Genomic DNA, 25,346 nt, shown 5'->3' on the forward strand with positions numbered 1-25,346 from the left:
AGATTCCTGCGTTCGCAGGAATTTATTTCGTCCCTGTACTTCCAAAACCACCTTCACCTCTTGAGGTTTCAGAAAGTTCTTGAACTTCTTCCCATTCTGCACGTTCATGTTTTGCAATAACCAATTGTGCAATACGCTCACCATTTTGGATAGTAAAATCTTCATTAGACAAGTTTACCAAAATAACTCCTATCTCTCCCCTATAATCAGCATCAATAGTTCCAGGAGCATTGAGCACTGTAATTCCTTTTTTAGCTGCTAAACCACTGCGTGGTCTCACTTGAGCTTCATAACCAATAGGAAGTTCCATAAATAACCCTGTACCTACAATGCTTCTCTCTAATGGTTTTAAGGTTCTAGATTCAGATAAATTAGCACGTAAATCCATTCCTGCTGATGCAATGGTTTCGTAGTTAGGTAAAGCGTGATTGGATTTGTTAATTATTTTTATGGTCATTGTTTTCTTTTTAAGAGTTGTTTGATTTGTTCTTTTTCAGAAACAAATACTATCGCCAAAAATAATAAAACTAAGCCTGTATTTAGGTAATAGTTGCTATTGGTTTTTAATACTATTATTGACATTACTACTGCTAGAATTAAGTATAGAGCTATCTTTTTTAAATCATACGGAACAGGATAATGCTTTTGTCCTAAAACATATGACAATAACATCATAACAGCATAAGCTGCTAGAGTTGCCCAAGCGGAAGCCATAAACCCAATTTTAGGAATCATTATATAATTGAACCCAATTGTGATTATAGCTCCTACGATTGATAAATACATTCCGTAGCGCGTTTTGTCAGTTAACTTATACCAAATAGCAAGGTTGAAATAAATACCTAAGCAAAGATTTGCTAAAAGCACTATAGGAACAATATCTATTGCTATCCAGTAACTTTCATCTCTAACAATAAGTTCTTTGAATATATTGAGATAAGCTACTATAAAGACCAACATGAAACTTCCAAAAATCACAAAGTATTTCATTATAGTCGCATAGGTTTCTTTTGCATTGTGTTCTTTAGCATGATTAAAAAAGAACGGTTCTGCTCCTAACCTAAATCCTTGAATAAAAATGGTCATAAAAACTGCAATTTTATAGCAACCACTATATGCTCCATTAATATCTTTTCCTAACAATTCTGGTAAAAGCCATTTATCAAAATTCTCATTAATTACATAGGCTAGTCCAGCAACCATTATTGGCCAACCATAATTGAGAAGTTGTTTAAAAACTGTCGTGCTAAATTGAAGCTTTGTCTTAAAAAAGTAAGGTGACAGTAACAATAGCGTTATTATGCTCGCTACAAGATTAGCAATGAATATATACTTTACTAAGTTGCTACTGTCATAACTAGAAAACTCTATTCCAAACTCTGGTATTGCCCAAAGAAAAAAGAAGTTCAGCGCAACATATATGAGTATATTAGAAAGTTTTATTGAAGCAAACCTTATTGGTCTTCCTGTTGCTCTTAAATACGCAAAAGGCACTACAACAAGTGTATCCAACACCAATACTCCTAATAACAAATTAAAGTAGGTTTGGTCTAGATTTACTAGCTCTGAAAGTTGTTGATTAAAACTAAAGACAATTGCAAAGAACAAGACAGTAGAAACTACTAAACTTATTAATGCAGTAGAAAAGACCTTGTGCTTTTCTTCACTTTTACTAAAAAACCTGAAGAAAGCCGTTTCCATACCATAAGTTAGCAATACATTAAAAAAAGCAGCATACACATAAAACGTTGTGTTGTCAGAATAACTTGTGGTTTCTAAAGTATCGGTATGTAATGGCACTAAAACAAAGTTCATTAATCTAGGTAAAACTGTTGCTAAACCATAGATAATAGTGTCTTTAAAAAACTTTTTTAATGCGCCCAAGAGTGATTTTTTACTCTGCTAAAGATACTGTTTTAAAAAAGGAAATGCAATGTCAATCTGATTGGGAATTTGGAGGTCCGTTTTCATAATAAATACCTTCGTTTTCTACAAGGTTACTTATTTTAAAATATTTTTTTTCTCCATTTTCTCTATAGCTTACCACACATTCTCTATTAGAAATTTTAAATGGAAATTCCTTAATTAATGCTAGTTGATGACCTTCGGAAATTGGGTGGCGTTTAATTAATCTTGAAACGTATTTTCCTTTAACAGGTGTTAATGCTCCTTTTAAGTTTCTAAAATAAATACTATCAATAACTACATTATTGTTAGGCGTTAAGTTGGCAATATGAAAATCGATACCTTCACTTCCTATTTTAATATTGGATATCCATACCTGATAATAGGCTCTGGTATACTGAAAAGGTACTTGCTTTTGTAGCTTATAAGCATTTGAGCATCCCATTAAGGTAATAATGAGAAACAGAAGGATTGGCTTAAAAGGTCTCATAGGTTAAGATTTTAAGATTTGGGATTAGTCCTTTTTGGGAGGAGGACTTGGGTAATTTAACGTAGGTTTTTCAATAATATTTGAAATCTTATAATAGTTTGTCTTTCTGTGTTGTTTGTAAGTTATAACACATTCGTCATTTTCAAGTTTAAAAGGCAGTTGAGATGGTAAATAAGGCAATTGATTTTTATGCTCTTCATTCATTTCGCTGCTTAATACAATGTCTTTGTTTTGTATAGATTTAAACCTGCCAACATAAACTAAAGTGTCTTTCTCTAAGCGTTCAAGCTTTACTCCTTGTCCCCTAAAATAGATACTGTCCAATACGATTTTATCTTCTTTTACAGTGATAAAAACGTTTGTACCTGACCCTCCTTCTTTTACACCAGCATTCCATGTTTGATAGTAGACCTCTCCAAAGTTAACTGGAGCCTTTTCTTGCAGTTTTTGCGCACTAGAACATTGATAGAATCCTAACATAACTAATAAAGCTATTAAATATAAAGTGTGTTTTATTAATCTCATTTCTAAAACTTAACGATTATAAAGATACTATTTCAAAATCAATGCCATAAAAAAACCTCACCGATTTGGTGAGGTTTCTTTTGTATTATGAGATGCTGAAACTCCCGATACTTTAGGACAGCATAACAGTATTTAGTAATTTAATGCTTCATTTTTTCTTTGAAGCATTTGACTGCGTCTAATTGTTTAATGCTTCAGCACCACCAACAATTTCAAGGATTTCGTTGGTAATAGCAGCTTGACGTGCTTTGTTATAAGTTAACTTTAATTGATCTCTTAACTCAGTAGCATTATCAGTTGCTTTGTGCATTGCAGTCATTCGCGCTCCATGTTCAGACGCAAATGAGTCTCTTACACCTTTATACAACTGTGTTTTTAATGACTTAGGAATTAATTGTTCAACGATTTCAATTTTTGAAGGTTCAAAAATATAATCTAAGTTTACATTAGCATCAGCTTCAACAGGAACAATTGGTAAAAACTGTTCAGTCATTACTTCTTGCGTTGCAGCATTTTTAAACTTGTTGTAAACAATATCAATCTTATCATACTCTCCTGCTACGAATTTATCCATAAGCATTTGAGCTATCTCAGCAACGTTATCAAAAGTTAAATCGTCAAAAACTTCACTCTTATTAGCAATAACTTTATTGGTCTTTTTAAAAGCATCATTTGCTTTTTTACCAACAGCTACATAAGATACTTCTTGATTTGCGTATGTTTCAGAAGTTAGTTTGCTTACAGCTTTAATGATATTTGAGTTGAAAGCACCACACAAACCTCTGTTTGAAGTAATAGCAACGATTAATACTTTTTTAACTTCACGTTGATCAGAAAACTTGCTTCCTGAGTCTGCATCTAAAGTTGCACTTAAACTTTGTAAAAGTTCAGTTAACTTATCTGCATAAGGTCGCATTGCAGTAATAGCATCTTGTGCTTTCTTTAACTTTGCAGCAGATACCATTTTCATAGCACTAGTAATCTGCATCGTTGAAGATACCGAAGATATTCTATTACGTATTTCTTTTAAGTTTGCCATATTGTAAATATGAACTCACTTGCGTGAGCGTAATTATTATGCTTTATATTTAGCTGATAATTCTTTTGCTACAGTACTTAATGTATCTGTAACCTCATCAGTTAATTTACCTGCTTTTAAAGTAGCTAACACGTCGCTGTGTTTTGCTTTTAAGAACTCAATATAATCAGTTTCAAATTCTTTTACTTTTTCTACAGGAACATCTCTTAATAAGTTTTTAGAACCTGCATAGATGATAGCTACTTGATCTTCTACAGTAAATGGATCGTTTTGAGCTTGCTTTAAGATCTCAACGTTACGTTTACCTTTTTCAATTACATTAAGAGTTGCAGCATCAAGGTCAGAACCAAACTTAGCGAATGCTTCTAGTTCACGGAACTGTGCTTGGTCTAATTTTAATGTACCTGCTACTTTTTTCATTGATTTAATCTGAGCCGAACCACCTACACGAGATACAGAGATACCTACGTTAATTGCTGGACGCACACCAGAGTTGAATAAATCAGACTCTAAGAATATCTGACCATCTGTAATAGAAATTACGTTAGTTGGGATATATGCTGATACGTCACCTGCTTGAGTTTCAATAATTGGTAATGCAGTTAAAGAACCACCACCTTTTACGATTGGCTTTAACGACTCTGGTAAGTCATTCATGTCCTTAGCAATAGCATCATCAGCAATTACTTTAGCAGAACGCTCTAATAAACGAGAGTGTAAGTAGAAAACGTCTCCTGGGTACGCCTCACGTCCTGGTGGACGACGTAATAATAAAGATACCTCACGGTAAGCTACCGCTTGCTTAGATAAATCGTCATAGATAATTAAAGCTGGACGACCAGTATCTCTAAAATACTCACCAATTGCAGCTCCTGCGAAAGGTGCATATACTTGCATTGGAGCAGGATCTGATGCGTTTGCAGCAACAATTGTTGTATATGCTAAAGCACCTTTATCTTCTAAAGTTTTAGCAATATTTGCTACAGTAGATGCTTTTTGACCTACAGCAACATATATACAGTATACAGGCTCACCTGCATCATAAAATTCTTTTTGATTTAAGATGGTATCAATACAAACTGTTGTTTTACCAGTTTGACGGTCACCAATTACCAACTCACGTTGTCCACGACCTACAGGAATCATTGCATCAATAGACTTGATACCTGTTTGTAATGGTTCGTTTACTGGCTGACGGTAGATAACACCAGGAGCTTTACGCTCTAATGGCATTTCATAAGTATCACCAGAGATAGCACCTTTACCATCAATTGGGTTACCTAAAGTATCAACCACACGACCAACAATACCTTCACCTACGTTAATAGATGCGATACGTCCTGTACGCTTTACTGTAGAACCTTCTTTGATTACTTTAGAAGGACCTAATAATACGATACCTACGTTATCTTCTTCAAGGTTTAGTACAATACCTTCTAATCCGCCTTCAAATTCTACTAATTCTCCGTATTGCGCATTTGAAAGTCCATAAGCACGTACAATACCATCACCAACAGTTAATACTGTTCCTACTTCATCTAATGAAGCACCTGCTTCAAAACCTGAAAGTTGTTGTTTTAAGATTGCTGATATTTCAGCTGGTTTTACTTCTGCCATCTTATTATTTATTTAAGATAAAACTATCTTTAGTTTAATGTAAATTCTCTTTTTAGTTTGTTTAATTTATTTGCAATACTTGCATTGTATTGAATGTCTCCAACACGTAAGATAAAACCACCTAAAATGCTTTCATCTACAATATTTTCAACTTCAACTTCTTTTCCTGTAAGTTCTTTTACTTTAGCTAAAACTTTTACTTTTAAATCATCAGTAATAGGCACAGCAGTTGTAACTTTTGCAACTTGTGTTCCTTTTAACTCGTCGTATAACTGATTGTATTTAGAAGCTGTTTCGCCTATAAGAGAAATTCTTTTGTTAGCAATCAGTGTATCAATTAAATTACTTGTAACTGAGTTTGTGTTTTTAAACACCTCTAACAATACTTCTTTTTTTACCGAAGACCTTACAATAGGACTTTGAAGCATGTTGCTTAAATCTTTGTTTTCTGCAATAGTGTTTACTATAAGCTTCATATCATTATTTACAGCATCTGCTGTGTTTTGATCTGATGCTAAGCTTAAAACTGCTTTTGCGTAACGTACTGCTGCTCTTGCTCCTGCCATTTTCCTAATACTAAACCCTTTTTTAAGGAAAGGACTTTTATTGTTTAGTTAATACTTGTTTTAGTTTAATGTTGCTTCGCCTAACATAGACTCAACTAATTGTAATTGTTTGTCTTTGTTAGATAGTTCTTCACGAACTACTTTTTCTGCAATTTCTAATGATAAACCTGCAACATGGTTTTTAAGCTCTGCCATTGCAGCTTTCTTTTCGCTTTCAATTGCAGCTTGTGCTTGCTCAATCATTTTGCTAGCCTTAGCTTGTGCATCTTCTTCAGCATCTGCAATAATTTTGGCTTTAATCTCACGTGCTTCTTTTAACAAAGCTTCACGTTCGCTACGAGCTTCTTGTAAGATGCGCTCATTATCTGCTTTAAGATTTTCCATTTCCTTACGAGCGTTTTCAGCAGATGCTAAAGCGCTTTTGATACCTTCTTCTCTATCTTCTACTGCACCAAGAATAGGTTTCCAAGCAAATTTTCTTAAAACAAAAAGTAAAATTACAAATGTAATTAACGACCAAAATACGAGTCCAAAATCTGGTTTTATTAAATCCATGGTTTTATGTCTTTATAACTTAAATTTTAAAATAAACTACAAAAGCAGCCAACCGCTACTTTTGTAGTTTCTTGTTAATCATTAAACGATTAATGCTGCAACAACACCAAATAAAGCTACTGCTTCTACGAAGGCTGCTAAGATTAGTGCTGAAGTTTGGATTTTTCCTTGGATTTCTGGTTGACGAGCCATAGCATCCATAGCTGATCCACCGATTCTTCCAATTCCCATTCCAGCTCCAATTGCTGCTAAACCAGCTCCAATTGCTGCGATTCCTGTAATAGTCATAATATAAAATTTAAATTAATTAATGTGCTTCTTCTGTTGCCATACCAAAGTATAGCGCTGATAATACTGTAAAAATATATGCTTGTATTGCAGTTACTACAATTTCTATAATGCCAATAAATAATGAGAACGCTATAGATACTGGTGCAACAGCAATGGTTTCAAAAATGAATATTAACGACATTAAAGCTAGTATAATAATGTGACCAGCAGTAATGTTTGCAAACAAACGAATCATTAATGAAATTGGTTTTACGAACATACCTACAATTTCAATAGGCATTAAAAATATTTTCATTGGTACTGGTACACCAGGCATCCAGAAAATATGTTTCCAATAATGTTTGTTTCCGCTAAATGTTGTTATTAAAAAAGTACAAAATGCTAAAGAGAACGTAAACGCAATGTTACCACTAAGGTTAGCACCATTTAAAATTGGAATTAAACCGAAAATGTTGTTAATCCATATAAAGAAAAATACAGTTAACAAGTATGGCATAAAACGCTTGTACTTGTGCTCACCAATCATAGGTTTTGCAATCTCGTCTCTTACAAATACAATAAGAGGCTCCATGAAACTTGCAATTCCTTTTGGCACGTAGTTACCTGATTTTTTGTACTGTTTTGCAGTAGTAAGGAAAATGAAAAGCAATACAATAACTGAAACCCACATCATAAAAACGTTTCTTGTTATTGAAAAATCCCAAGGACGTTCAGCATTAATAGGATGATGTTCTGCATCATATTTTACTGTTGTTTCACCATCATTTAATCGGTAAATTTTTTCATGAACATTTACAAAACGTTGCCCATCTTTTTCAACAACTACTTCTCCATTATAATCGTGGTGAAACTCTGAAGACATAAATGTTGTTAATCCACTATCAGTATAAAGTATAATAGGAAGTGGGATAGAAATTGGGTGTCCATTGATATCTATGATGTGCATACCGTAAGCGTCTTTTACGTGATGCAAAATCATCTCTTTAGGATTGAATTCCTCTTTGTTCTCAGAATGAGCATCTTCTGAAGCATAACCAAAAAATGATACGGTTAAAAACAGAACAGAAAATAGTGCGCTTTTAAAGGTGTTTAATGTCATTGTGTATTACTTAAAAATACCTTGCTTTAAATTCCGTGCAAATGTACGTACATTATATTAATTGTCCAACACTATTTTAAGGATTATTTAAACCCTAGATTTTTTCGGCGAAACAACTCATTTTTAAGGGGTTTTCTGAAGAAACTTTGTAAGTGAAAAGACTTCAAAAAATAAATACAGAAAGTAAGGAATAAAGAAATTGAAAACATCAGGTTGTCTATTCTCTTTATCAGAAAGCAGAAGAGGCAATAAAAACACAATGGCTAATATCATTTTTAAAAATGTACTCATCATAAACACATTAAAAACCTCAGTCTTTCCACTAGAGTATTTATAGTTTATTACTGTATAAAGCAACGTAGTAATAACAAAATGAAACACATAGATTTGCCAAACAGGGAAGAAAAAAGAAATGTCTGTTGCAAAATATGATAATAGATAGCTATGTAAACCAAAAAGTACTAGCGTAAAAATTATGTTTTGTACTAAAAAAGAAAGTTGCCTAGATTTAAAAGCTGAATTCATAACTTAATTGTCTTTTGAATTTGCAATAATACGTCTTATTACAAAAACAATTGATACAATTACAGATACAAATGATAATACAATTGTATAAAGGTTGTGTTCGTTTGGAAATTTTTCGTCAAGTTTGACACCGCAAAATGTTCCTATTGCAATAATAGCAGCCATTTGAATAACTAAACCTGAAAGTTTAGCATAAGCATTAAGCTGATTGCCCTTGTCCTTGCTTTTCTTGTGCTGGTCGTTGTAACTCGCCACCTTTACTTAATTCTTTAATTGCTCCTTTCATTGCGCATGTAGCATTAAAAGTAGCTCCAGGTTCTACAGCAAGTTTGCCAACCTCAACTTCACCTTCTACAAAAGCAGAGGATTTTAATGATAAGGTATCTGAAAGAATAAGCTTTCCTGAAAATTTCCCTTCAATATCTGCATTAGAACTTTTTAGAGTTCCATTGATAACTCCAGTTCTTCCTATTACAACTTTACCAGGTGTTTTAATATTACCTTGAACAGTACCTTCAATCCTAAAGTCACCATCGCTAATAATATCACCTGTAATTGTGGTGCCTTTAGCAATGCTATTTTGTTGTGAAATTGTTTCTGTTGCCATTCTTCCTCTTTTTTGATCCGAAAACATAGGTTAAATTTTATTGAGATTCTAGGTATTCATTTATGTTTTTGTGCATTTGTACTATGGCATAGTTAGGCGAAGATATTGCAAAGTGCTCTTTTACAATTTTATGCTTGTTTTCTTCAAGTATTTCGGCAAAACCTGAAGCTCCTTCAACGCTTTTTAAACCATGAACTACTACAAATTTAGTGTTTTCATCATAAACATCAACTGATGTGGTTAAATCAAAATAACTAATATTTGACACAGCCTTGTTGAGTTTTTCAACAAACTCTTTAATGTCCTCATCGGCATTAAACCTGTAAATTACATTAAAGTTTTTAGCTGTTGCATTATCTACAAACTCCTTTTTAGAGAGCACAGGAATTACTTTGGTCATTATTTCTTGTGCTTGTTTTCCTTCTTCGGAATTTGGATAGTTAAGCGACACATAATTTACTCCTTCTTTATAAGCTTCAAATCCATAAAGCCTACCTCTTGCAGATGCTTTAAGTAATTCAAACTTAGGCACTATAATATCGCCTTCAAAAAGCTTTATATTCTCTTCACAGCCATTGATGACCTCAGCATATTCTTGTTCTGTAAATAATTGATAAAGGCTCTCATATAAGCTTTCAGGACTATTCTCATCTTTTGAAAATTCTGACTGAGGATTCAGCAGTATTTCAGCATATCTAGAGTCAGGATAATTAGCAATAATATCGTTTTTAGCTATTTCGGCTTCATCGTTTAAATTTAACTCTTCGTAAATTTTATATAAATTATACTTAGAAGGTAAAATCAATCGTTCTTCAGGATTGTTTTTTAGCAATTGTTGAAGCTTGTCTTTTGCTAATACATATTCCTTAAACTTTTCTTTATAGATTATTCCTAATTGATAGTATGCGAAATTGCGTTCCTTAGCTAAACTATCTAACACTTTTTGATCGGTTGGAATTTTAGCAATGTAAAACTCAGGGTTGTAAATTTCTTCTTCTGAAGCGCCTTGAGTTATGTCGGTATTTTGCTGAGAAGTTGTTGATGCGCCAATTCCTGCTGATAATCTCCAATTATCTTTAAGAGTTCGGTCTCCCCAAGTTTTTGCAAACTCACTTTTTCCATAAGCCACAGTTGTAGAATTGTAAAAGTAAAAAGTTTCTCCTCCACTTTTATTTGTTGCAAACTTGCTGTTTGATGATTTTGAATTAAGATCGTTTGAAGCTGCTGCTGCAGATAATTTTCGTTCAGCAATTTCTTTTCTTTCGGCTTCTTCCTCTGCTTTAGCTTTTAAGTCATCAGTAAATGCCTTAAAAAGCGCTAGTCTATCTTCGTCAGACATATTTACTAAATCCAGAATACTGTCATTGCGTTGCGCAATATCTTCGTAATGAATAACGTCTTCAAGATTGTCTCTCTTACGTTTAATGATTCTGTAGGGTTTAGAGTTTAATACCATGTTACTCATGGTGCTGTCATAATATGCTCCTGCAATACTATACTCAGCTCTATCGAAACTCATGTCTCCTAAAATGGAATAATCAAATGCCTTTAGCTGCTTGTCTTGGCTATTTGTTCTAAGTGATTTGTTATAGTAAGATTCTGCAATACTATCAGAAGTTTTTCCTCTGTAATACTCACCAATATAATAATAGATTTTATCTAAAAAAGGCCTGTTTTCTCTGTTTTCTTCTAAGTCGACCAAATACTCTTCAAACTCTAATACATTTCCTTCGTTAGCATCAAAATTCTTTATTTTTTCCAAATGCGCATTTATGTAATACGGTCTTGGAATTTTCCTATGCATATCAATGATTTTGTCAAAGGCTAAGTTTGCACTATCCTTTTTTCCAAATTCATTATACAACTGCCCAACAATGTAATTGTAACGTGCTTTTTCGTTGTGTTTTTTTGCTGTTTCAGCAGCTAAACTCAACCTTGTTAAAGCACTGTCTTTAGCTTTAATGTTTATGTAAGCTTGCCCAAGTATTGCATTGGCATCAGCTAAATCTTGGTCTTCTAATTCTTCTTGTTCTAAAAGGCGTTTAAGGTTTTTTATTGCTAACTCGTTGTTTTCCAACCTTATGTTAGCCTTTTCGCGCCATATTTTTGCAGTATTGATTTTATCACTAGCAGGATATTTGTAGAGAATATAATTAAAGGCTTCTAATGCAGGTACAAAGCGCTGATCAAAATACCTTGCTTTCCCAAGCAATAAATATGCTTCATCAATTTGCGGATTGTATTCTTTTCCTTGAATATTCATTCCGTGTTTTTGAATTGCCTTTATGGCTTTTTCTTCGGCACGTTCAAAATCCTGATTTTTAGATTGACCCGGAAGCACCACTTCTTCAAGGTCTTCCATACGTTCTACCTGAAGGAGCTCCCAATAATTATCAGTAAAAGCATTATCGACACTTTCTCTACCTTTTTCTAGAGCGATGTCACCATTGTAAAGAATATTGTACTTTGTTCCTAGTGCATGAAAGTTTCTGTTTAAAAACTTATTTTTTTTACGAGAACAAGATGTTACAAGTAATACTGCACAACATAGGATCAATATAGTTCTAAAAGATGTGTTCAACGTTGGTTGTATTTGGTTTATAGATAACTAAAAACAGCTACATATATTATGTATTGCTGTAAAAATAAGCATCTTTTTGAATTATATTGAAAAAACGGATGGTTTTTAAACGGTTTCCGAACCCGAGAAATGTGCTTCCAACTCTTTTAATGTGGCTTCACTAGTAACTAAGTCTTTCACTACTTCTCCTTTTTCGAGTACAACTATACGTTCGCAAACATCGGTAACATGAAGTAAATCATGACTAGAGATTAAAACCGTAATACCTTGTTTTTCGGCTAGGTTTTTAACTATAGCTTTTAGTCTTATTTGTGTCGTTGGATCAAGGTTTGCAAAAGGTTCATCTAAGATAATAACTTCTGGATTGCCTATTAAAGCAGCAACAATACCAGCTTTCTTTTGGTTTCCTTTACTAAGGTCTCTTAAGTATTTCTTTTGGTTAAGTATTTCACCATGAAAGAAGTCTTCAAATTGTGCCACCAAAGCATCAACATCGGCTTTGTTTTGACCTCGAAGTTCGCCAATAAAATAAAAGTATTCTTCTGGTGTTAGATAGCCTATTAAAAAACTTTCATCAATAAATGCCGAAGTAAAAGGCTTCCAGTCTTCGCTTTCATTTACTTTTATATTATTGTTTTTTATGTAGCCTGTAGTAGGTTGAATTAAATCTAATAGCAAGCTGAAATATGTGGTTTTACCTGCACCATTATTACCAACCAAACCAAAACTTTGACCTTTTGGAATATTTAAATCAGCAATGTTTAAAACAGATTTGCTACCGTAAGATTTTGAAAGATTAGAAGTTACAATCATAGTTTTTAGTTTTTAAGAATCTTGACTAAATGCGTCAATCATTTTATATTTTGAAGCCAAATATTTATCGACTATTAATTTCATTAATTTTTGATGGAAAACAATTCCTACAACACCTATAAGTGCTAATATTAAACAGGCTATTTCAAAGTTGGTCAACCAGTAAGAAACTCCAAAAATGACTAATGGTAATAGCATAAGCGGAAGTCCAATTAACCACTGAACAGCTCCTGTACCTTGATAATTAAACGCAGCACGTTGATTGAGGTCTATCTTTTTTCTGTTAAATGACCCTCCTAATAAAATCACATGCGTGTTTACACCAATGTTATATATTGCTGCAGCTACATGTGCTAACAGAATATTCCACCCAAAATACACATAAGGAATACTCAATACAAGCATAACAACCACACTAAAAGCCATTAAATTAAACTTAGATTTAAGGTATTGTTTGTATTGAATATTTTGACTCATTAACATTTTGTAATAGCCACTATCCCAAGCAGGAACGAATTGTCCAAAATTGATTAAGAAAATTCCCGTTACAAAAATGCCTACAAAACCAAAAATCCAAGGCATTTCGCTATAGGTTGGGTTTGGATAGAAAAATAGCCCATACAACAATCCAATAATTAAAATAAATACCGAAGAACGCGGACGCTTATTTCTCCAAATTAAACGTAAATCTAACTGCATAAAAGGTGCTGAGTCACCAAACTTTCTGGTCCACTCCAAATTAGAAGAATTTACTTCTTTAACATTTGATTTTAATGAGCTATCTAAAAACAGTTTTTTTCTCAGCATTTTAAAGTTTACAACATACAATGCTATCAAAATCAATATTGGAACTAGCAATAAAACAGGATTGTTGTAAACACCATTTACTGCTTGCGCTACTAAATCGGTAAACGAAATAATGTTGAAATAGTTTAAAGCAAATAATCCTCCTGAAATTGCAATTACCGGAAGAAAAGACAATTCGGTTTCAGCTGAAAAACTTTCTAAAATAAAATTTAGAAAATTAATAATTAGCGTTATACAAAGTATGGTTAGTACCCACACTAAAACTGAAACCGTTGGGTAGTCGTTTATTAACAGCATTATCCCAAAAGGAATAATGGCAAACATTGGTAAAAAGTTGAAAAAAGAAAAAGCAGATTTCCCCAACACATAGTTTACCACCTTACTGCGTTTAACAGGCAATGTCAATAAAGGTTTAACACTCATTACTGGTAGTTTCTGAAAAAAGAACCTCATGAGTACATCAACAATAATCCAATAAAAAATATAACTATTAACTATAAATAATGGGTCTTGATCTGGAAATTGGTCTTTTAGAATCGGATAAATTGCTACTCCTACTATCAAAAACATTACCACAAAGTACAAGGCAAAAAACACAAGTAAAATATTTAACGCCATACTTTTTTGCCAATACGATGACCTAAAGTATTGTTTCCACTCAAGATTTAAAAAGTGTTTTAATTTCATTTTTTAAAGATTGGTTTAAACTGTTAGTAATATTAAAACACTTTTTGTTACAATCAAAACATAATTCCTAACTGCTTTTCTTACTTTTGTAAAAAATAGAATATGGCGCAATTTCATAAACTCACAATAAAAGATATACAAAGAGAAACTGATAAATCTGTAACTATTAGTTTTCATATTCCTGAAACATTAAAAAGCGAATTCTCGTTTACGGCAGGACAATACATTACGTTGAGAACTACCTTAAATGGTAACGAAGTACGTCGTGATTACTCCTTGTGTTCGTCGCCTAAAAGTGGTGAGATAAAAGTTGCCGTAAAAGAGGTAAAAGACGGTACATTTTCTGCCTACGCAAATAATGTATTAAAAGCAGGAGATACTATAGATGTTGCACCACCAAAAGGACATTTTACATTTGTTCCTAATGATAAAAAAACCAAAAACATTGCTGCATTTGCTGCAGGAAGTGGTATTACTCCTATATTAAGTATTATAAAATGTGCACTAGAAGAAGAAGTTCATAGTGAAGTGATTTTGGTTTACGGGAACAAAACCACACAAGACACCATGTTTCTAAACGAACTTTTAGAACTACAGCATAAATACAGCGAGCGTTTTTCTATCCAATTTGTGTTTAGTCAAGCTGATGAAGATGATGCTATTTTTGGTAGAATAGAAAAAAGCACAGTGAATTATGTTATGAAAAACAAACATAAAAACATAGATGTTGATGCTGTGTATTTATGTGGTCCAGAAGCTATGATTCACACCGTTAAAGATGTATTAACCGAAAACGGAATAGCAAAAGACCGAATTTTATTTGAACTTTTTAAAGCTGCAAAACCTACCGAAGTTGATAATAGTTCAATTGGTGAAGGACAAACAAAAATCACAGTAATTGTTGATGATGAAGAAGCAACTTTTGAAATGTCTCAAAAACAATCTATTCTTGAAGCAGCTTTAGATGAAGATCTAGACGCACCATATTCTTGCCAAGGCGGAATTTGCAGCAGTTGTTTAGCGCGAATTAAAGAAGGCGAAGCTACCATGCGTCAAAATAATATTTTAACCGATAATGAAGTTGCTGAAGGCTTAATTTTAACGTGTCAAGCGCATCCTACAACACCAGTAATTGTTGTGGATTATGATGATATTTAATTAATAGATTCAGATTTTAGACTGTTTCACCTTAAAAAAACACCTTGTTTTGTCATGCTGCACTACGATGCAGCATCCATGTATATTAATATGTTTCAATGGGATTCAGCGTCAAGCGCAAAATGACAAGTTTCTTTAAATAGATTCCTGTCTACGCTCAAATAACTGACTGTATTTTCTCTACAACTGTTTTAACAGGAATACTTCCAGCGGCATTTTTATAGTCTTCTGGGAATTTATTACCGTAAACCGACGTTGGAATTTTTGGGTATTGTGTTCTATCTGCTAATAAGCAAAAATCTTCTGGTTGGTTAAAAGGAGTAAAACCAGCATACGGATGTGTAACACCCCAAATCGTCATGGTTTTTACACCTAGCATAGCAGCAATATGAGCGTTACCAGAATCCATAGAAAGCATAACATCTAAATTTGAAACAACATCCAACTCTTCATCAAGCGTTAATTTTCCTGCTAGATTAATAATGCCTTTTTCTTGAGATTCAAAATAGGTTAGTGTTTGTATTTCTTTTTTTCCGCCACCAAATAATAAAACAGTATACTTTTCAGCAAGTTGCTCTATCACTTCTTGCATTAAATCAAGCGGATACATCTTACTTTCGTGTGCAGCAAAAGGCGCAATACCAATGCGCTTTTTTTGCGCATTCCCAATAGTTTCAATTACTTTTTTACTTAATGGCTTCTTTTCAGGAAAGTTAGGATTTGATAAATCTATCGGAAATCCTAGTGTTTTAAAAACGTCGGCATATCGCTGATGTGTTGTTTTAAGTTGCTTAAATTCCTGCCCTGAAACAAGGGCTTTCTTTTCAGCACGACCTTTATCTATTTGTACGGTTTTTATTCCGAAGAGAAACGTTTTTAAAATATTAGAACGCAACACATTATGCAAGTCGGCAACAGCATCTATTTTTAATGCTTTTAACTCTTTAGACAATTTGTAAAGCCCTAAAAGGCCTTTATGTTTATGTTTTACGTCAGCATGAAACACGCTAACATTTTTTAAATCTCTAAAAAACGGTTTAAAAAAAGCGCGTGTTAATACAGTAAGTTTTACATCAGGATATTGCTGTGTAAACGCACGTAACACATTTACTGTCATAGCAACATCTCCCATTGCTGAAAGACGAATAACGAGTATGTGTTTAATTGGTCTTGGCATAGTTAAGACCTCTGGCTTCTCGACTCCGCTCGAAGTGACACGCTCGAGGTGACAGTTTATTTTTTACTTGAAGCGCGAAGAACTGGGTTTAGCTCATCGTCGTTATACATTTTCATTTGCTTATACACTTTCATGTACTTGTCTCCGTTTTCAATATCTTTTAAAAGTGTATCAATTGCGGTAGAAAGATCTACACGTTGCTCTAAAAGCACGTCTAACTTCTTTTGGCAAGCTGCTCTGTGCGCATCACTAGCGTCAGTTCTTGTTGCCTCTACATTCATGTGATAAATTTTTAATGCTAAAATTGACAATCTATCAATTCCCCAAGCAGGACTTTCGGTATTTATCGTAGCATCTGCTTTTGGAGTAACATCTTTATATTTATCTAAAAAGTAGCTGTCAATATATTCAACAGTATCTGTTCTATCTTGGTTTGAAGCATCAATTTTACGTTTTAAAGCTAATGCATCAACAGGATCGATATTTGGATCTCTAATAATATCTTCGTAAGCCCATTGTACAGTATCAATCCAACATTTTCTGTATAATAAATGAGCAATGACATCTTCGTTTTTATCATACTTGTTAGTAAATGGTTGATCTACGGTATTTTTAATTTTGTACGTGTTTATAGCATCTTGAAAAATGCTGTTGGCTTTATCTGAAAACATATTATGGTATTTTTATGACTGCAAATATAAGCCTATTTAATAACTTTACAGTTGTAAAAACACCAAAGCAGATGCACATCCATAATTTATCACTTCAAAATTCAATACTCAATACATTTATCTCTGAGATGCGAGATGAAAACATTCAAAAAGACCCATTACGATTTAGAAGAAATATTGAACGAACAGGAGAAATTTTGGGTTACGAGTTAAGTAAGTCTCTTAATTTTAAAACACAATCTATCACTACTCCATTGGGCATTTCTGAAACTATGTTAATTAATGATGATATTGTATTATGCTCTATTTTAAGAGCTGGTGTGCCATTACACAATGGTTTGTTAAACTATTTTGATAAAGCTGAAAACGCATTTATTTCGGCTTACAGGCATCATAAAGACAATCCTGAAAGTTTTGAAATTATTGTTGAGTATTTAGCATGTCCAAACCTGGAGGGCAAAACGCTTATTTTAGCAGATCCTATGCTTGCTACTGGACAATCTATGGTTGCAACTTTTGAAGCTTTAAAACCTTTTGGAACACCAAAAGATGTACATTTAGTTAATGTTATTGGCGCTCAAGAAGGTGTTGATTATGTTTCACAACATTTTGATGCTAACACCCATTTATGGATTGCTACTATTGATAAGAAACTAAACGAAAAAGGTTATATTATTCCTGGATTAGGAGACGCAGGTGATTTAGCTTTTGGAGCAAAACTACAGCACTAGACTTACAAAAGGCGTGATTATTAATATCCAAATTAATACTTCTTTAAACCATTTTTCAGAAGATACTTCAATATAATTTGTAAGAACTATAGACAATGGAGCAAAAAGAAAAATAAACTCTGCTCCTGTTTTAATAGGTGAAATGATAATGATAATAGCTGCAAGAAGTGTAGCTATTAAGATTAAAAAGTAAGACGGTTTTAAACTTTTTGCCTTGTTTTTAATATTTCGAACGTAGTAAAACAAAGACCAGACGAAATAAGACAAAATAATAGTTGAAGCGATTATAATTTCACCCGAATTTAAATTAGTGAAGTCTAAGCTTATTGTATGATCTATAGAGGCCACATAGTTGGATATGTCATAACCTGTTGCTATTAGTACACTGGCAACTATTACTGCAACCGTTAGCACTCCTATTAATGGAACAATCCAGTTTTTAATATCGGTAATTCTAAAAAGAAATAGTGCTGCAAATATTAACACATAAAACAAACTCGACCAAAAAAAGAGTAACGTTGCTAGACTAATCCAAAACGCAGCATCAAAAAGTTTCTTTTTCATTTCTTTTTGACTTCGTAAGCTAATAATTCTTCTTAGAGCAAGTAAGACAAACAAATTAGCAATCAATATACTAGAGTTTAAAAATGTTTGCGGAACCATTATCATAAACAACGTAAAGAACAAAATCCTATAGCTGTTTTTTTTAGTAAGATTGTTTTTGCTTGTAACAAAATCAAACACAAAAACCGATAACAAAACAACTCCAAAAAGTAGCAATTGCTTTAAAATAGCAACAAAATTTCCTGAAATATTAGCCATAAAAACTTTTGCTAGAGTAAAAGCCAGCAATAGTATGACACTTATAACAGCAAAATGTATTGGTTTTGCTTTGCTAAAAAAACTTGAAATCATTTATAATGTTTGTATATTTGCCTTGTAAATATATTGATAATCCTTTTTAAGCTCATATAAGAGCATTAATTTATACACAATGAAAGATTTTTTTTACGCAATACAAGATTTATTTGTAAATGTATTATTTACTCCACTTGATGGTTTAAGAGCACTTGAATTAGAAAATTGGTGGGCTGCAAATGGTCTTAACTGGATTTTTATGGTAATCTGTTTTGTAGCATTTGTTTACTGGATGGGTCAGCTTAAAAAATTCAACAATAACAACGAAGAAGACAAAAGCGTTACAGCTCACAGATATTTATAAATCGAAACCAATATCTTTTCGATAATACATCTTATCAAAGTGTAGTTTTTCTATATTTTGATAAGATTTTTTTATGGCTTCTTGATACGTGTTTCCATAGGACGTTATTGCCATAACTCTACCGCCTGAGGTTACCACTTTTTCATCTTTTACAATTGCTCCAGCATGAAAAGGTATTGAATCAGTAATAGCTTCAATTCCTGTGATTTCTTTTCCTTTTTCATAACTTTCAGGATAACCACCAGAAACCAACATTACAGTTGTTGCTGCACGCTCATCTATTTCAATATCTATTGTATGTAATGTCTCGTATGAAATAGCTTGGAAAATTTCAACTAAATCATTTTTTAATCGTGGTAAAACTACTTCGGTTTCAGGATCTCCCATGCGTACATTGTATTCAATGACTTTAGGATCATCACCAACTTTAATCAAGCCAATAAAAATAAATCCTTTGTATGGCAAATTATCTTTTTGTAATCCTGCAACAGTTGGTTTTACAATACGTTCTTCTATTTTATTCAAAAACTCTGGTGTTGCAAATGGAACTGGAGATACAGCTCCCATTCCTCCTGTGTTCAAACCTGTATCGCCTTCGCCAATACGCTTGTAATCTTTTGCAGTTGGTAAAATTTTATAGTTTTTACCATCGGTTAGTACAAAGCAACTCAATTCAATGCCATCAAGAAATTCTTCAATAACCACTTTTGAACTTGCGTTACCAAATTTTGCATCAACTAACATGTTTTTTAATTCGGCTTTAGCTTCGTTCAAATCATTTAAAATCAAAACACCTTTACCTGCAGCCAATCCATCTGCTTTTAATACATAAGGTGGATTTAAAGTTTCTAAAAACGCATAACCTTCCTCAACATTACTTGCATTAAAACTTTGGTAAGCAGCAGTAGGAATGTTGTGACGCATCATAAACTCTTTTGCAAATTCTTTACTGCCCTCAAGCTCAGCAGCAGCTTGTTGAGGACCAATTACAGAAATATGTTTAAGTGCTTCGTCATTTAAGAAAAAGTCATGAACGCCTTGTACCAATGGGTCTTCAGGACCAACAACAACCATGTCAATTTGCTTGTCTAAAACTAAGGTTTTAATAGCAGAAAAATCGGTAACTCCAATGTTTACATTTTGAGCAATTTCAGCAGTTCCTGAGTTACCAGGAGCTACATAAAGTGATTTACATAAAGGACTTTGAGCTATTTTCCAAGCGAATGTGTGTTCTCTTCCTCCAGAACCTAGGATTAAAATTGTCATAGTTTGTGTTGTTTGCCGCAAAAATAATTGCTTTTACGCTCAAAAAATAATTATTTTACAGAAAACATCTAATATGCTTTTCGTTTGAATTTATTTGACCTTTCATTACAACTCAACGGTTTTCCTATTAAAAAGGCAAGAGCTGTTTTAAAAGCTGTTCAACAACAAAATGATAACGAATTTAAGGCTTACATTGAACAAGAAAAACAAAACATTGTTAGCTATCATTTAAAGCATAATCCCTTTTACAAGAATTTATCTAAAAACATTACCGTTGAAGACTGGAATTCAATCCCTGTAATGACTAAAAGTGATTTGCAGCAACCCTTGGAGCAAAGACTCTCAAACGGTTTTAGTAAAGGTAATGTATACATTAATAAAACTTCTGGTTCTTCTGGAGACCCTTTTGTGTTTGCTAAAGATAAATTCTCACATGCATTAACATGGGCTGTTATTCAAAATCGATTTGGATGGTTTGGTTTAGACTTCAACAAGTCCAAGCAAGCGCGTTTTTATGGTATTCCATTAGATAAAAAAGGGTATTATAAAGAACGATTTAAAGACTGGTTAGGGCATCGTTATCGGTTTTCGGTTTTTGATTTAAGTGATGATGCTTTTGAAAACTGCCTTAAAAAATTTAAAACATCTTCTTTTGATTACATTAATGGTTACACGAGTTCAATTGTTCAGTTTGCAAAGTTTTTAGAGCGAAAACAATTGGTTTTAACTACAGTTTGTCCAAGTTTAAAGGCTTGCGTTGTAACTTCTGAAATGCTTTTTGAAGATGACAAAACACTTATGGAAACACAGTTTGGTGTTCCTGTAATTAACGAATATGGCGCTTCTGAATTAGATTTAATTGCTTTTGAAAATAAAAACAACCAATGGCAGGTTAATAGCGAAACCTTGTTTGTTGAAATTTTAGATGAAGAAAACAACATATTACCAAACGGAAATGAAGGCAGAATAGTCATTACCTCGTTATACAACAAAGCACATCCTTTTATTCGCTATGATATTGGAGATATTGGCATCCTTTCAAAAGAAAGCACAGCTAAAACACCTATTTTAAAACAACTTATTGGAAGAACCAATGACATTGCGATTTTACCAAGTGGTAAAAAAGCTGCTGGATTAACTTTTTACTACATCACCAAAAGTATTATTGAAGATGATGGCAATGTAAAAGAGTTTATTATTGAGCAATTACAGCATGATACTTTTAAAGTTATTTACGTAAGTAAAACGATTTTATCGGCTAAAAAAGAAGCGATAATTAAAGCAGAAATAGAGACTTATCTTGAAAAAGGGCTTCATATTATTTTTGAACGACAGGATGTTTTAAACCGCACAAAAAGTGGTAAATTGAAACAGTTTTCGTCATTTGTAAAACATAACACATGAACATTACCATAGTTGCTGGAGCACGTCCAAATTTTATGAAAATAGCACCAATAATTGAGGCTATCAAAAAAAATAAAAACAAAGGTTTTAATATAAACTTTCGTTTAGTGCATACAGGTCAACATTACGATAAAAATTTAAGCGATACGTTTTTTGAAGAATTAAACATCCCTTTTCCTGATGTTAATCTTGAGGTGAAAAGTGGCTCACAGGCTGAACAAACTGCAGGAATAATGATTGGTTTTGAAAAAGAACTAGCACAACACCCTTGTGACCTCGTAATAGTTGTTGGTGATGTTACCTCAACAATGGCTTGTACTATTGTTGCCAAAAAAGCTGGCATTGATGTTGCGCATGTTGAAGCTGGAATTCGATCGGGTGATATGGCAATGCCTGAAGAAATAAATAGAATAGTAACTGATAGTTTAACCGATTATTTTTTCACTACCTCAACAATAGCTAATGACAATCTTAAAAACTTAGGTGTAAAAAATGAGCAGATTTATTTTGTAGGCAATGTGATGATTGATACGCTTAGAAAAAACGAATCACGCTTAAAACAACCCAAAATTTGGAACGAACTAGGTTTAAAAAACCAACAATACCTTGTGATAACGCTACATAGACCAAGTAATGTTGATGAAGAGCAACAATTAAAATCAATCATTACCCAAATTGTAACTCTAGGAAAAGACTATCCAATTGTATTTCCTGTTCATCCAAGAACAAAAAAGCTATTGGAAGGTCTCAATTTAAACTTTGAAAACTTGCACTATATAAGTCCTTTAGGGTATTTGGAATTTAATTACTTAGTGAAACATGCTTTGGGAGTATTAACAGATTCTGGAGGAATAACCGAAGAAACTACAGTTATGAATATCCCTTGTATTACGCTTCGCGAAAACACTGAGCGACCTGAAACCTGTGATATTGGAACTAATGTGTTGGTTGGTAGTGACTCTAAAAAAATTGAAACTGCGTTTAAATCCTTATTGTCTAACAACTGGAAACAAGGGCAAATTCCTGAACTTTGGGATGGGAATGCAGCACAGCGAATTGCAAATCATATCATTGAAATTTATAATTTATAGTGTCAGATATTCTTATCATAACAAGTTATTTTCCACCTGAGACAGGAGCTGCTTCTAATAGGATTTTTCATTTGGCAAATGGCTTAGAACAGCATCATTTTAATGTTTCGGTAATCACACCTTTACCTAATTATCCTAAAGGAAAAATTTTTGACGCGTATAAAGGTAAATTCAGGCAGACTTCAACCGAAAACAATATCAAAATTTATCGTTTATGGATTTATGCAAGCAACTCTAAAAACAAGATTCTACGTTTATTTGCAATGCTATCGTATAGCTTTAGCTTAATCTTGTTTTTTATAAGCAATAAAATCCCAAACAAAGTTATTGTACAGTCTCCTCCTTTACTTGTTGCGTTTACATGTATGTTGTTTTTGCGTCGAAAAAAGAGAAAACTCATATTAAACGTAAGCGATTTATGGCCTATTGCAGGCTTGGAGTTAGGTGCTTTTAAAAAGAATTTTAGTTATAGAATTTTGGAACGAATTGAGCATTTCAACTATAAGAAAGCCGATTTAGTTTTAGGCCAAAGCAATGAGATTTTAAAGCATGTTACGTCTTTATGTCCTAGTAAAAATGTTTTCCTTTATAGAAACTTTCCTGATTTTAATCCTCCAACAATTGAAGAGGCTGTTTCTAATGAAAAAATAAAAGTGGTTTATGCTGGTTTGCTTGGGATAGCCCAAGGTATTTATAAATTATGTGAACATCTAGATTATAGCAATATTGAGTTTCATATTTATGGTGCAGGAGCTGAAAAAGAAAAGATTAAAACTTTTATTTCAAAAAAACCTCACTTGCCAATAATCTATCATGGAGAAATATCGAGAGAGTTGCTTCATAAAGAGCTTTTAAAATACGATTTAACCATTATTCCTTTACTTAATAGGATTTATGGGTCAGTGCCTTCCAAAATATTTGAATATGCTCGCTTAGGGCTTCCTATGGTTTATTTTGGTGGTGGTGAAGGCGAAACTGTTATAAGAAACTATAACTTGGGTTGGGTAGCAGAATCTAGTAATTATAAAGATTTAAACTCTGTTCTAAACAAGATTAAAAAAGAAGATTTGACAATCGCTTCTAAAACAATAATCCAAAAAACAGCATTACAGCATTTTAATTTTAATAAGCAATTAAATGAATTAATAACTATAGTTTAATAGGCTTTTTCTTCACCTTGAACTGCATTCATAAAGGTTTTGAAAATAATTTTAAGGTCTAAGAAAATAGACCAGTTTTCAATATAGAAAATATCATATTTAACTCGCCCAATGATGTCTTTATCTGTTTCTACTTCTCCTCTAAATCCACTTATTTGTGCTAAACCTGTAATACCTGGCTTAACAAAATGACGCACCATAAATTTGTCGACCTTTTTAGCATACATGTTTGTATGACTAACCATGTGAGGTCGTGGTCCAACTACTGACATATCTCCAAATAACACATTAAAAAACTGAGGCAACTCATCAATACTTGTCTTTCGAATAAAGCGACCTACCTTAGTCACCCTCATATCATTCTTTGTTGCCTGTTGTAAATGGGCATCTTTATTTGGCATCATAGACCTAAACTTATAGCAATCAAATTCTGTATAGTTAAACCCATTTCTTGATTGTTTGAAAAAAACAGGACCTTTAGACTCTAGCTTGATAAGTAATGCTATTATTGGTGTTAACCATGATAAAATAAATATTATAACCAAACCTGAAAAAACAATATCAAAAATACGTTTTACAACCATATTTATTGATTCTTCTAAAGGAATATTTCTTAACGAAAGAATTGGTATATAATCATAATATTCATATTTAAGTTTTTTAGCGTAAATCTCTTTATTGTCTGGTAAAAACTTAAGTATTTTAAGGTTATTGTCAGCAAAGTCAATTACTTCTCCTATTTGGTTATTACTTAACTCAGAAATTGAGCAGTAAATCTCATCTACACCTTCTTGAAGAATGAATTCAAAATAGTTTTCAAGATTAACTTCTTTTTTATCTTTAAAAGAAAATGTCTTTTTATGAATGTAACCATACTCAGGGTTTTTATTGAAAAAATTTTCAAGAGCTAAAGTCTTTTTATTAACCCCAAAAATCACTGTTTTTCTATAATTACCGCCAAAAGCAGTACGATACTTTTGAAGTAAATAATATATAGTAAATTTAAAAAGTGTTATTAGAAAAAATACCGACAAAGTATATTTGATTACAATAGAAGGTTTAATTCCCAAGTGATTATTATAACCAAAATAAGCAAAGACAATAAGTAAGAAAAGTATTGATTGCCTAATTATCATTGACAGCATTGTAACCTCTCTGGTGTATCTATAAACATCATAAAATTTTGATGAAACTGATAAAATTACCCAAGCAAGAGAAATTGTTAAAGCAAAATCTTGAGAATCAATGACTCCTTTAAAAAAATATGATATCGCCAACCCATTAATTATACTTAAATCAATTAAGTAAGAAATTGGTCTTAAATACCCTGAATATCTACCTTGCTTAAACGTACTCAAA

27 protein-coding genes are annotated in these 25,346 nt (G+C 32.7%); 6 read left to right on the forward strand and 21 right to left on the reverse strand.

Features of this window, described 5'->3' with window-relative positions:
- Positions 1-22: 22 nt before the first annotated feature.
- The 16 genes from dut to OD803_RS03920 all read right to left on the reverse strand — a co-directional run bounded on the left by dut (position 23) and on the right by OD803_RS03920 (position 14,107).
- The gene (gene dut / locus OD803_RS03845) at positions 23-457 is read right to left on the reverse strand and encodes a dUTP diphosphatase (RefSeq protein WP_129759731.1); all 435 of its coding nucleotides are present in this window, start codon (positions 455-457) and stop codon (positions 23-25) included.
- Entirely contained in the window at positions 454-1,884 is a 1,431-nt protein-coding gene (locus OD803_RS03850; RefSeq protein WP_262732417.1) for an oligosaccharide flippase family protein, read from the reverse strand. The genes dut and OD803_RS03850 overlap by 4 nt, the downstream gene beginning before the upstream one ends.
- A gap of 52 nt (positions 1,885-1,936) precedes the next feature.
- Positions 1,937-2,395 carry a hypothetical protein gene (locus tag OD803_RS03855; RefSeq protein WP_262732418.1) on the reverse strand — a complete coding sequence of 153 codons (459 nt, stop codon included), beginning with the start codon at positions 2,393-2,395 and terminating at the stop codon, positions 1,937-1,939.
- Between the two features lie 24 nt (positions 2,396-2,419).
- The gene (locus OD803_RS03860; protein WP_262732419.1) at positions 2,420-2,920 is read right to left on the reverse strand and encodes a hypothetical protein; all 501 of its coding nucleotides are present in this window, start codon (positions 2,918-2,920) and stop codon (positions 2,420-2,422) included.
- A 178-nt stretch (positions 2,921-3,098) separates the two neighbouring features.
- Positions 3,099-3,959, reverse strand: coding sequence for an ATP synthase F1 subunit gamma (gene atpG, locus OD803_RS03865; protein ID WP_129759735.1), 861 nt, complete (start codon positions 3,957-3,959; stop codon positions 3,099-3,101).
- Positions 3,960-3,995: 36 nt separating this feature from the next.
- Positions 3,996-5,576, reverse strand: a complete 1,581-nt coding sequence (gene atpA, locus OD803_RS03870) for a F0F1 ATP synthase subunit alpha (protein WP_134198372.1) — start codon at positions 5,574-5,576, stop codon at positions 3,996-3,998.
- A 29-nt stretch (positions 5,577-5,605) separates the two neighbouring features.
- Entirely contained in the window at positions 5,606-6,142 is a 537-nt protein-coding gene (gene atpH, locus OD803_RS03875; protein WP_129759737.1) for an ATP synthase F1 subunit delta, read from the reverse strand.
- Positions 6,143-6,202: 60 nt separating this feature from the next.
- Positions 6,203-6,697 carry a F0F1 ATP synthase subunit B gene (locus tag OD803_RS03880; RefSeq protein WP_129759738.1) on the reverse strand — a complete coding sequence of 165 codons (495 nt, stop codon included), beginning with the start codon at positions 6,695-6,697 and terminating at the stop codon, positions 6,203-6,205.
- An 81-nt stretch (positions 6,698-6,778) separates the two neighbouring features.
- Complete coding sequence (gene atpE, locus OD803_RS03885; RefSeq protein ID WP_007647348.1) at positions 6,779-6,985, reverse strand: ATP synthase F0 subunit C; 207 nt, start codon at positions 6,983-6,985, stop codon at positions 6,779-6,781.
- Between the two features lie 19 nt (positions 6,986-7,004).
- A complete protein-coding gene (gene atpB, locus OD803_RS03890; RefSeq protein ID WP_129759739.1) occupies positions 7,005-8,087 on the reverse strand; it encodes a F0F1 ATP synthase subunit A in 1,083 nt (360 codons plus the stop codon).
- Between the two features lie 123 nt (positions 8,088-8,210).
- Positions 8,211-8,612, reverse strand: a complete 402-nt coding sequence (locus OD803_RS03895) for a hypothetical protein (RefSeq protein WP_129759740.1) — start codon at positions 8,610-8,612, stop codon at positions 8,211-8,213.
- A gap of 3 nt (positions 8,613-8,615) precedes the next feature.
- Positions 8,616-8,867: an AtpZ/AtpI family protein gene (locus tag OD803_RS03900; protein WP_129759741.1), complete on the reverse strand. Its 252-nt coding sequence runs from the start codon at positions 8,865-8,867 to the stop codon at positions 8,616-8,618.
- The gene (locus tag OD803_RS03905; RefSeq protein ID WP_410504191.1) at positions 8,812-9,219 is read right to left on the reverse strand and encodes a bactofilin family protein; all 408 of its coding nucleotides are present in this window, start codon (positions 9,217-9,219) and stop codon (positions 8,812-8,814) included. Before OD803_RS03905 ends, OD803_RS03900 begins: the two co-directional genes overlap by 56 nt.
- A 37-nt stretch (positions 9,220-9,256) precedes the next feature.
- The gene (gene porW / locus OD803_RS03910; RefSeq protein ID WP_262732420.1) at positions 9,257-11,800 is read right to left on the reverse strand and encodes a type IX secretion system periplasmic lipoprotein PorW/SprE; all 2,544 of its coding nucleotides are present in this window, start codon (positions 11,798-11,800) and stop codon (positions 9,257-9,259) included.
- A 105-nt stretch (positions 11,801-11,905) separates the two neighbouring features.
- Positions 11,906-12,613 carry an ABC transporter ATP-binding protein gene (locus OD803_RS03915; RefSeq protein WP_131506348.1) on the reverse strand — a complete coding sequence of 236 codons (708 nt, stop codon included), beginning with the start codon at positions 12,611-12,613 and terminating at the stop codon, positions 11,906-11,908.
- A gap of 12 nt (positions 12,614-12,625) precedes the next feature.
- Positions 12,626-14,107 carry a DUF5687 family protein gene (locus OD803_RS03920; protein ID WP_134198368.1) on the reverse strand — a complete coding sequence of 494 codons (1,482 nt, stop codon included), beginning with the start codon at positions 14,105-14,107 and terminating at the stop codon, positions 12,626-12,628.
- Positions 14,108-14,209: 102 nt separating this feature from the next.
- On the opposite strand from OD803_RS03920, the gene OD803_RS03925 reads away from it, so the two are divergent.
- Entirely contained in the window at positions 14,210-15,265 is a 1,056-nt protein-coding gene (locus OD803_RS03925; protein ID WP_262732421.1) for a ferredoxin--NADP reductase, read from the forward strand.
- Positions 15,266-15,422: 157 nt separating this feature from the next.
- Here OD803_RS03925 and OD803_RS03930 read toward each other — a convergent pair whose 3' ends face one another.
- Positions 15,423-16,442, reverse strand: a complete 1,020-nt coding sequence (locus tag OD803_RS03930) for a glycosyltransferase family 9 protein (RefSeq protein WP_262732422.1) — start codon at positions 16,440-16,442, stop codon at positions 15,423-15,425.
- A gap of 56 nt (positions 16,443-16,498) precedes the next feature.
- Positions 16,499-17,113 carry a DUF4254 domain-containing protein gene (locus tag OD803_RS03935; protein WP_262732423.1) on the reverse strand — a complete coding sequence of 205 codons (615 nt, stop codon included), beginning with the start codon at positions 17,111-17,113 and terminating at the stop codon, positions 16,499-16,501.
- Positions 17,114-17,184: 71 nt separating this feature from the next.
- Between OD803_RS03935 and upp the strand changes: the two genes are divergently transcribed.
- Entirely contained in the window at positions 17,185-17,844 is a 660-nt protein-coding gene (gene upp / locus OD803_RS03940; RefSeq protein ID WP_262732530.1) for a uracil phosphoribosyltransferase, read from the forward strand.
- Here the strand turns inward: upp and OD803_RS03945 are convergent.
- On the reverse strand, positions 17,833-18,759 hold the full coding sequence (locus tag OD803_RS03945) for a DUF6427 family protein (RefSeq protein ID WP_262732424.1): 927 nt from the start codon (positions 18,757-18,759) through the stop codon (positions 17,833-17,835). The two genes, upp and OD803_RS03945, sit on opposite strands and share 12 nt — an antisense overlap.
- Before the next feature lie 79 nt (positions 18,760-18,838).
- On the opposite strand from OD803_RS03945, the gene OD803_RS03950 reads away from it, so the two are divergent.
- Positions 18,839-19,066 (forward strand): DUF6341 family protein, encoded by a 228-nt coding sequence (locus OD803_RS03950; protein ID WP_129759749.1) that lies wholly within the window; start codon positions 18,839-18,841, stop codon positions 19,064-19,066.
- On the opposite strand, the gene purD is transcribed toward OD803_RS03950, so the two are convergent.
- Positions 19,061-20,332 carry a phosphoribosylamine--glycine ligase gene (gene purD, locus OD803_RS03955; RefSeq protein ID WP_262732425.1) on the reverse strand — a complete coding sequence of 424 codons (1,272 nt, stop codon included), beginning with the start codon at positions 20,330-20,332 and terminating at the stop codon, positions 19,061-19,063. The two genes, OD803_RS03950 and purD, sit on opposite strands and share 6 nt — an antisense overlap.
- 84 nt (positions 20,333-20,416) lie before the next feature.
- On the opposite strand from purD, the gene OD803_RS03960 reads away from it, so the two are divergent.
- From OD803_RS03960 to OD803_RS03970, 3 genes are read left to right on the forward strand one after another with little or no spacing between them, the layout of a single operon-like run.
- Positions 20,417-21,736 (forward strand): phenylacetate--CoA ligase family protein, encoded by a 1,320-nt coding sequence (locus OD803_RS03960; RefSeq protein ID WP_262732426.1) that lies wholly within the window; start codon positions 20,417-20,419, stop codon positions 21,734-21,736.
- Positions 21,733-22,827 carry a non-hydrolyzing UDP-N-acetylglucosamine 2-epimerase gene (wecB, locus tag OD803_RS03965; RefSeq protein WP_262732427.1) on the forward strand — a complete coding sequence of 365 codons (1,095 nt, stop codon included), beginning with the start codon at positions 21,733-21,735 and terminating at the stop codon, positions 22,825-22,827. Before OD803_RS03960 ends, wecB begins: the two co-directional genes overlap by 4 nt.
- On the forward strand, positions 22,827-23,987 hold the full coding sequence (locus tag OD803_RS03970) for a glycosyltransferase family 4 protein (RefSeq protein ID WP_262732428.1): 1,161 nt from the start codon (positions 22,827-22,829) through the stop codon (positions 23,985-23,987). The genes wecB and OD803_RS03970 overlap by 1 nt, the downstream gene beginning before the upstream one ends.
- Here the strand turns inward: OD803_RS03970 and OD803_RS03975 are convergent.
- Positions 23,984-25,345 carry an undecaprenyl-phosphate glucose phosphotransferase gene (locus tag OD803_RS03975; protein ID WP_262732429.1) on the reverse strand — a complete coding sequence of 454 codons (1,362 nt, stop codon included), beginning with the start codon at positions 25,343-25,345 and terminating at the stop codon, positions 23,984-23,986. The two genes, OD803_RS03970 and OD803_RS03975, sit on opposite strands and share 4 nt — an antisense overlap.
- Position 25,346 lies beyond the last annotated feature (1 nt).

This window comes from Gaetbulibacter sp. NE (assembly GCF_025548475.1).
In the GTDB taxonomy this organism is placed as follows: Bacteria; Bacteroidota; Bacteroidia; order Flavobacteriales; family Flavobacteriaceae; genus Gaetbulibacter_B; species Gaetbulibacter_B jejuensis.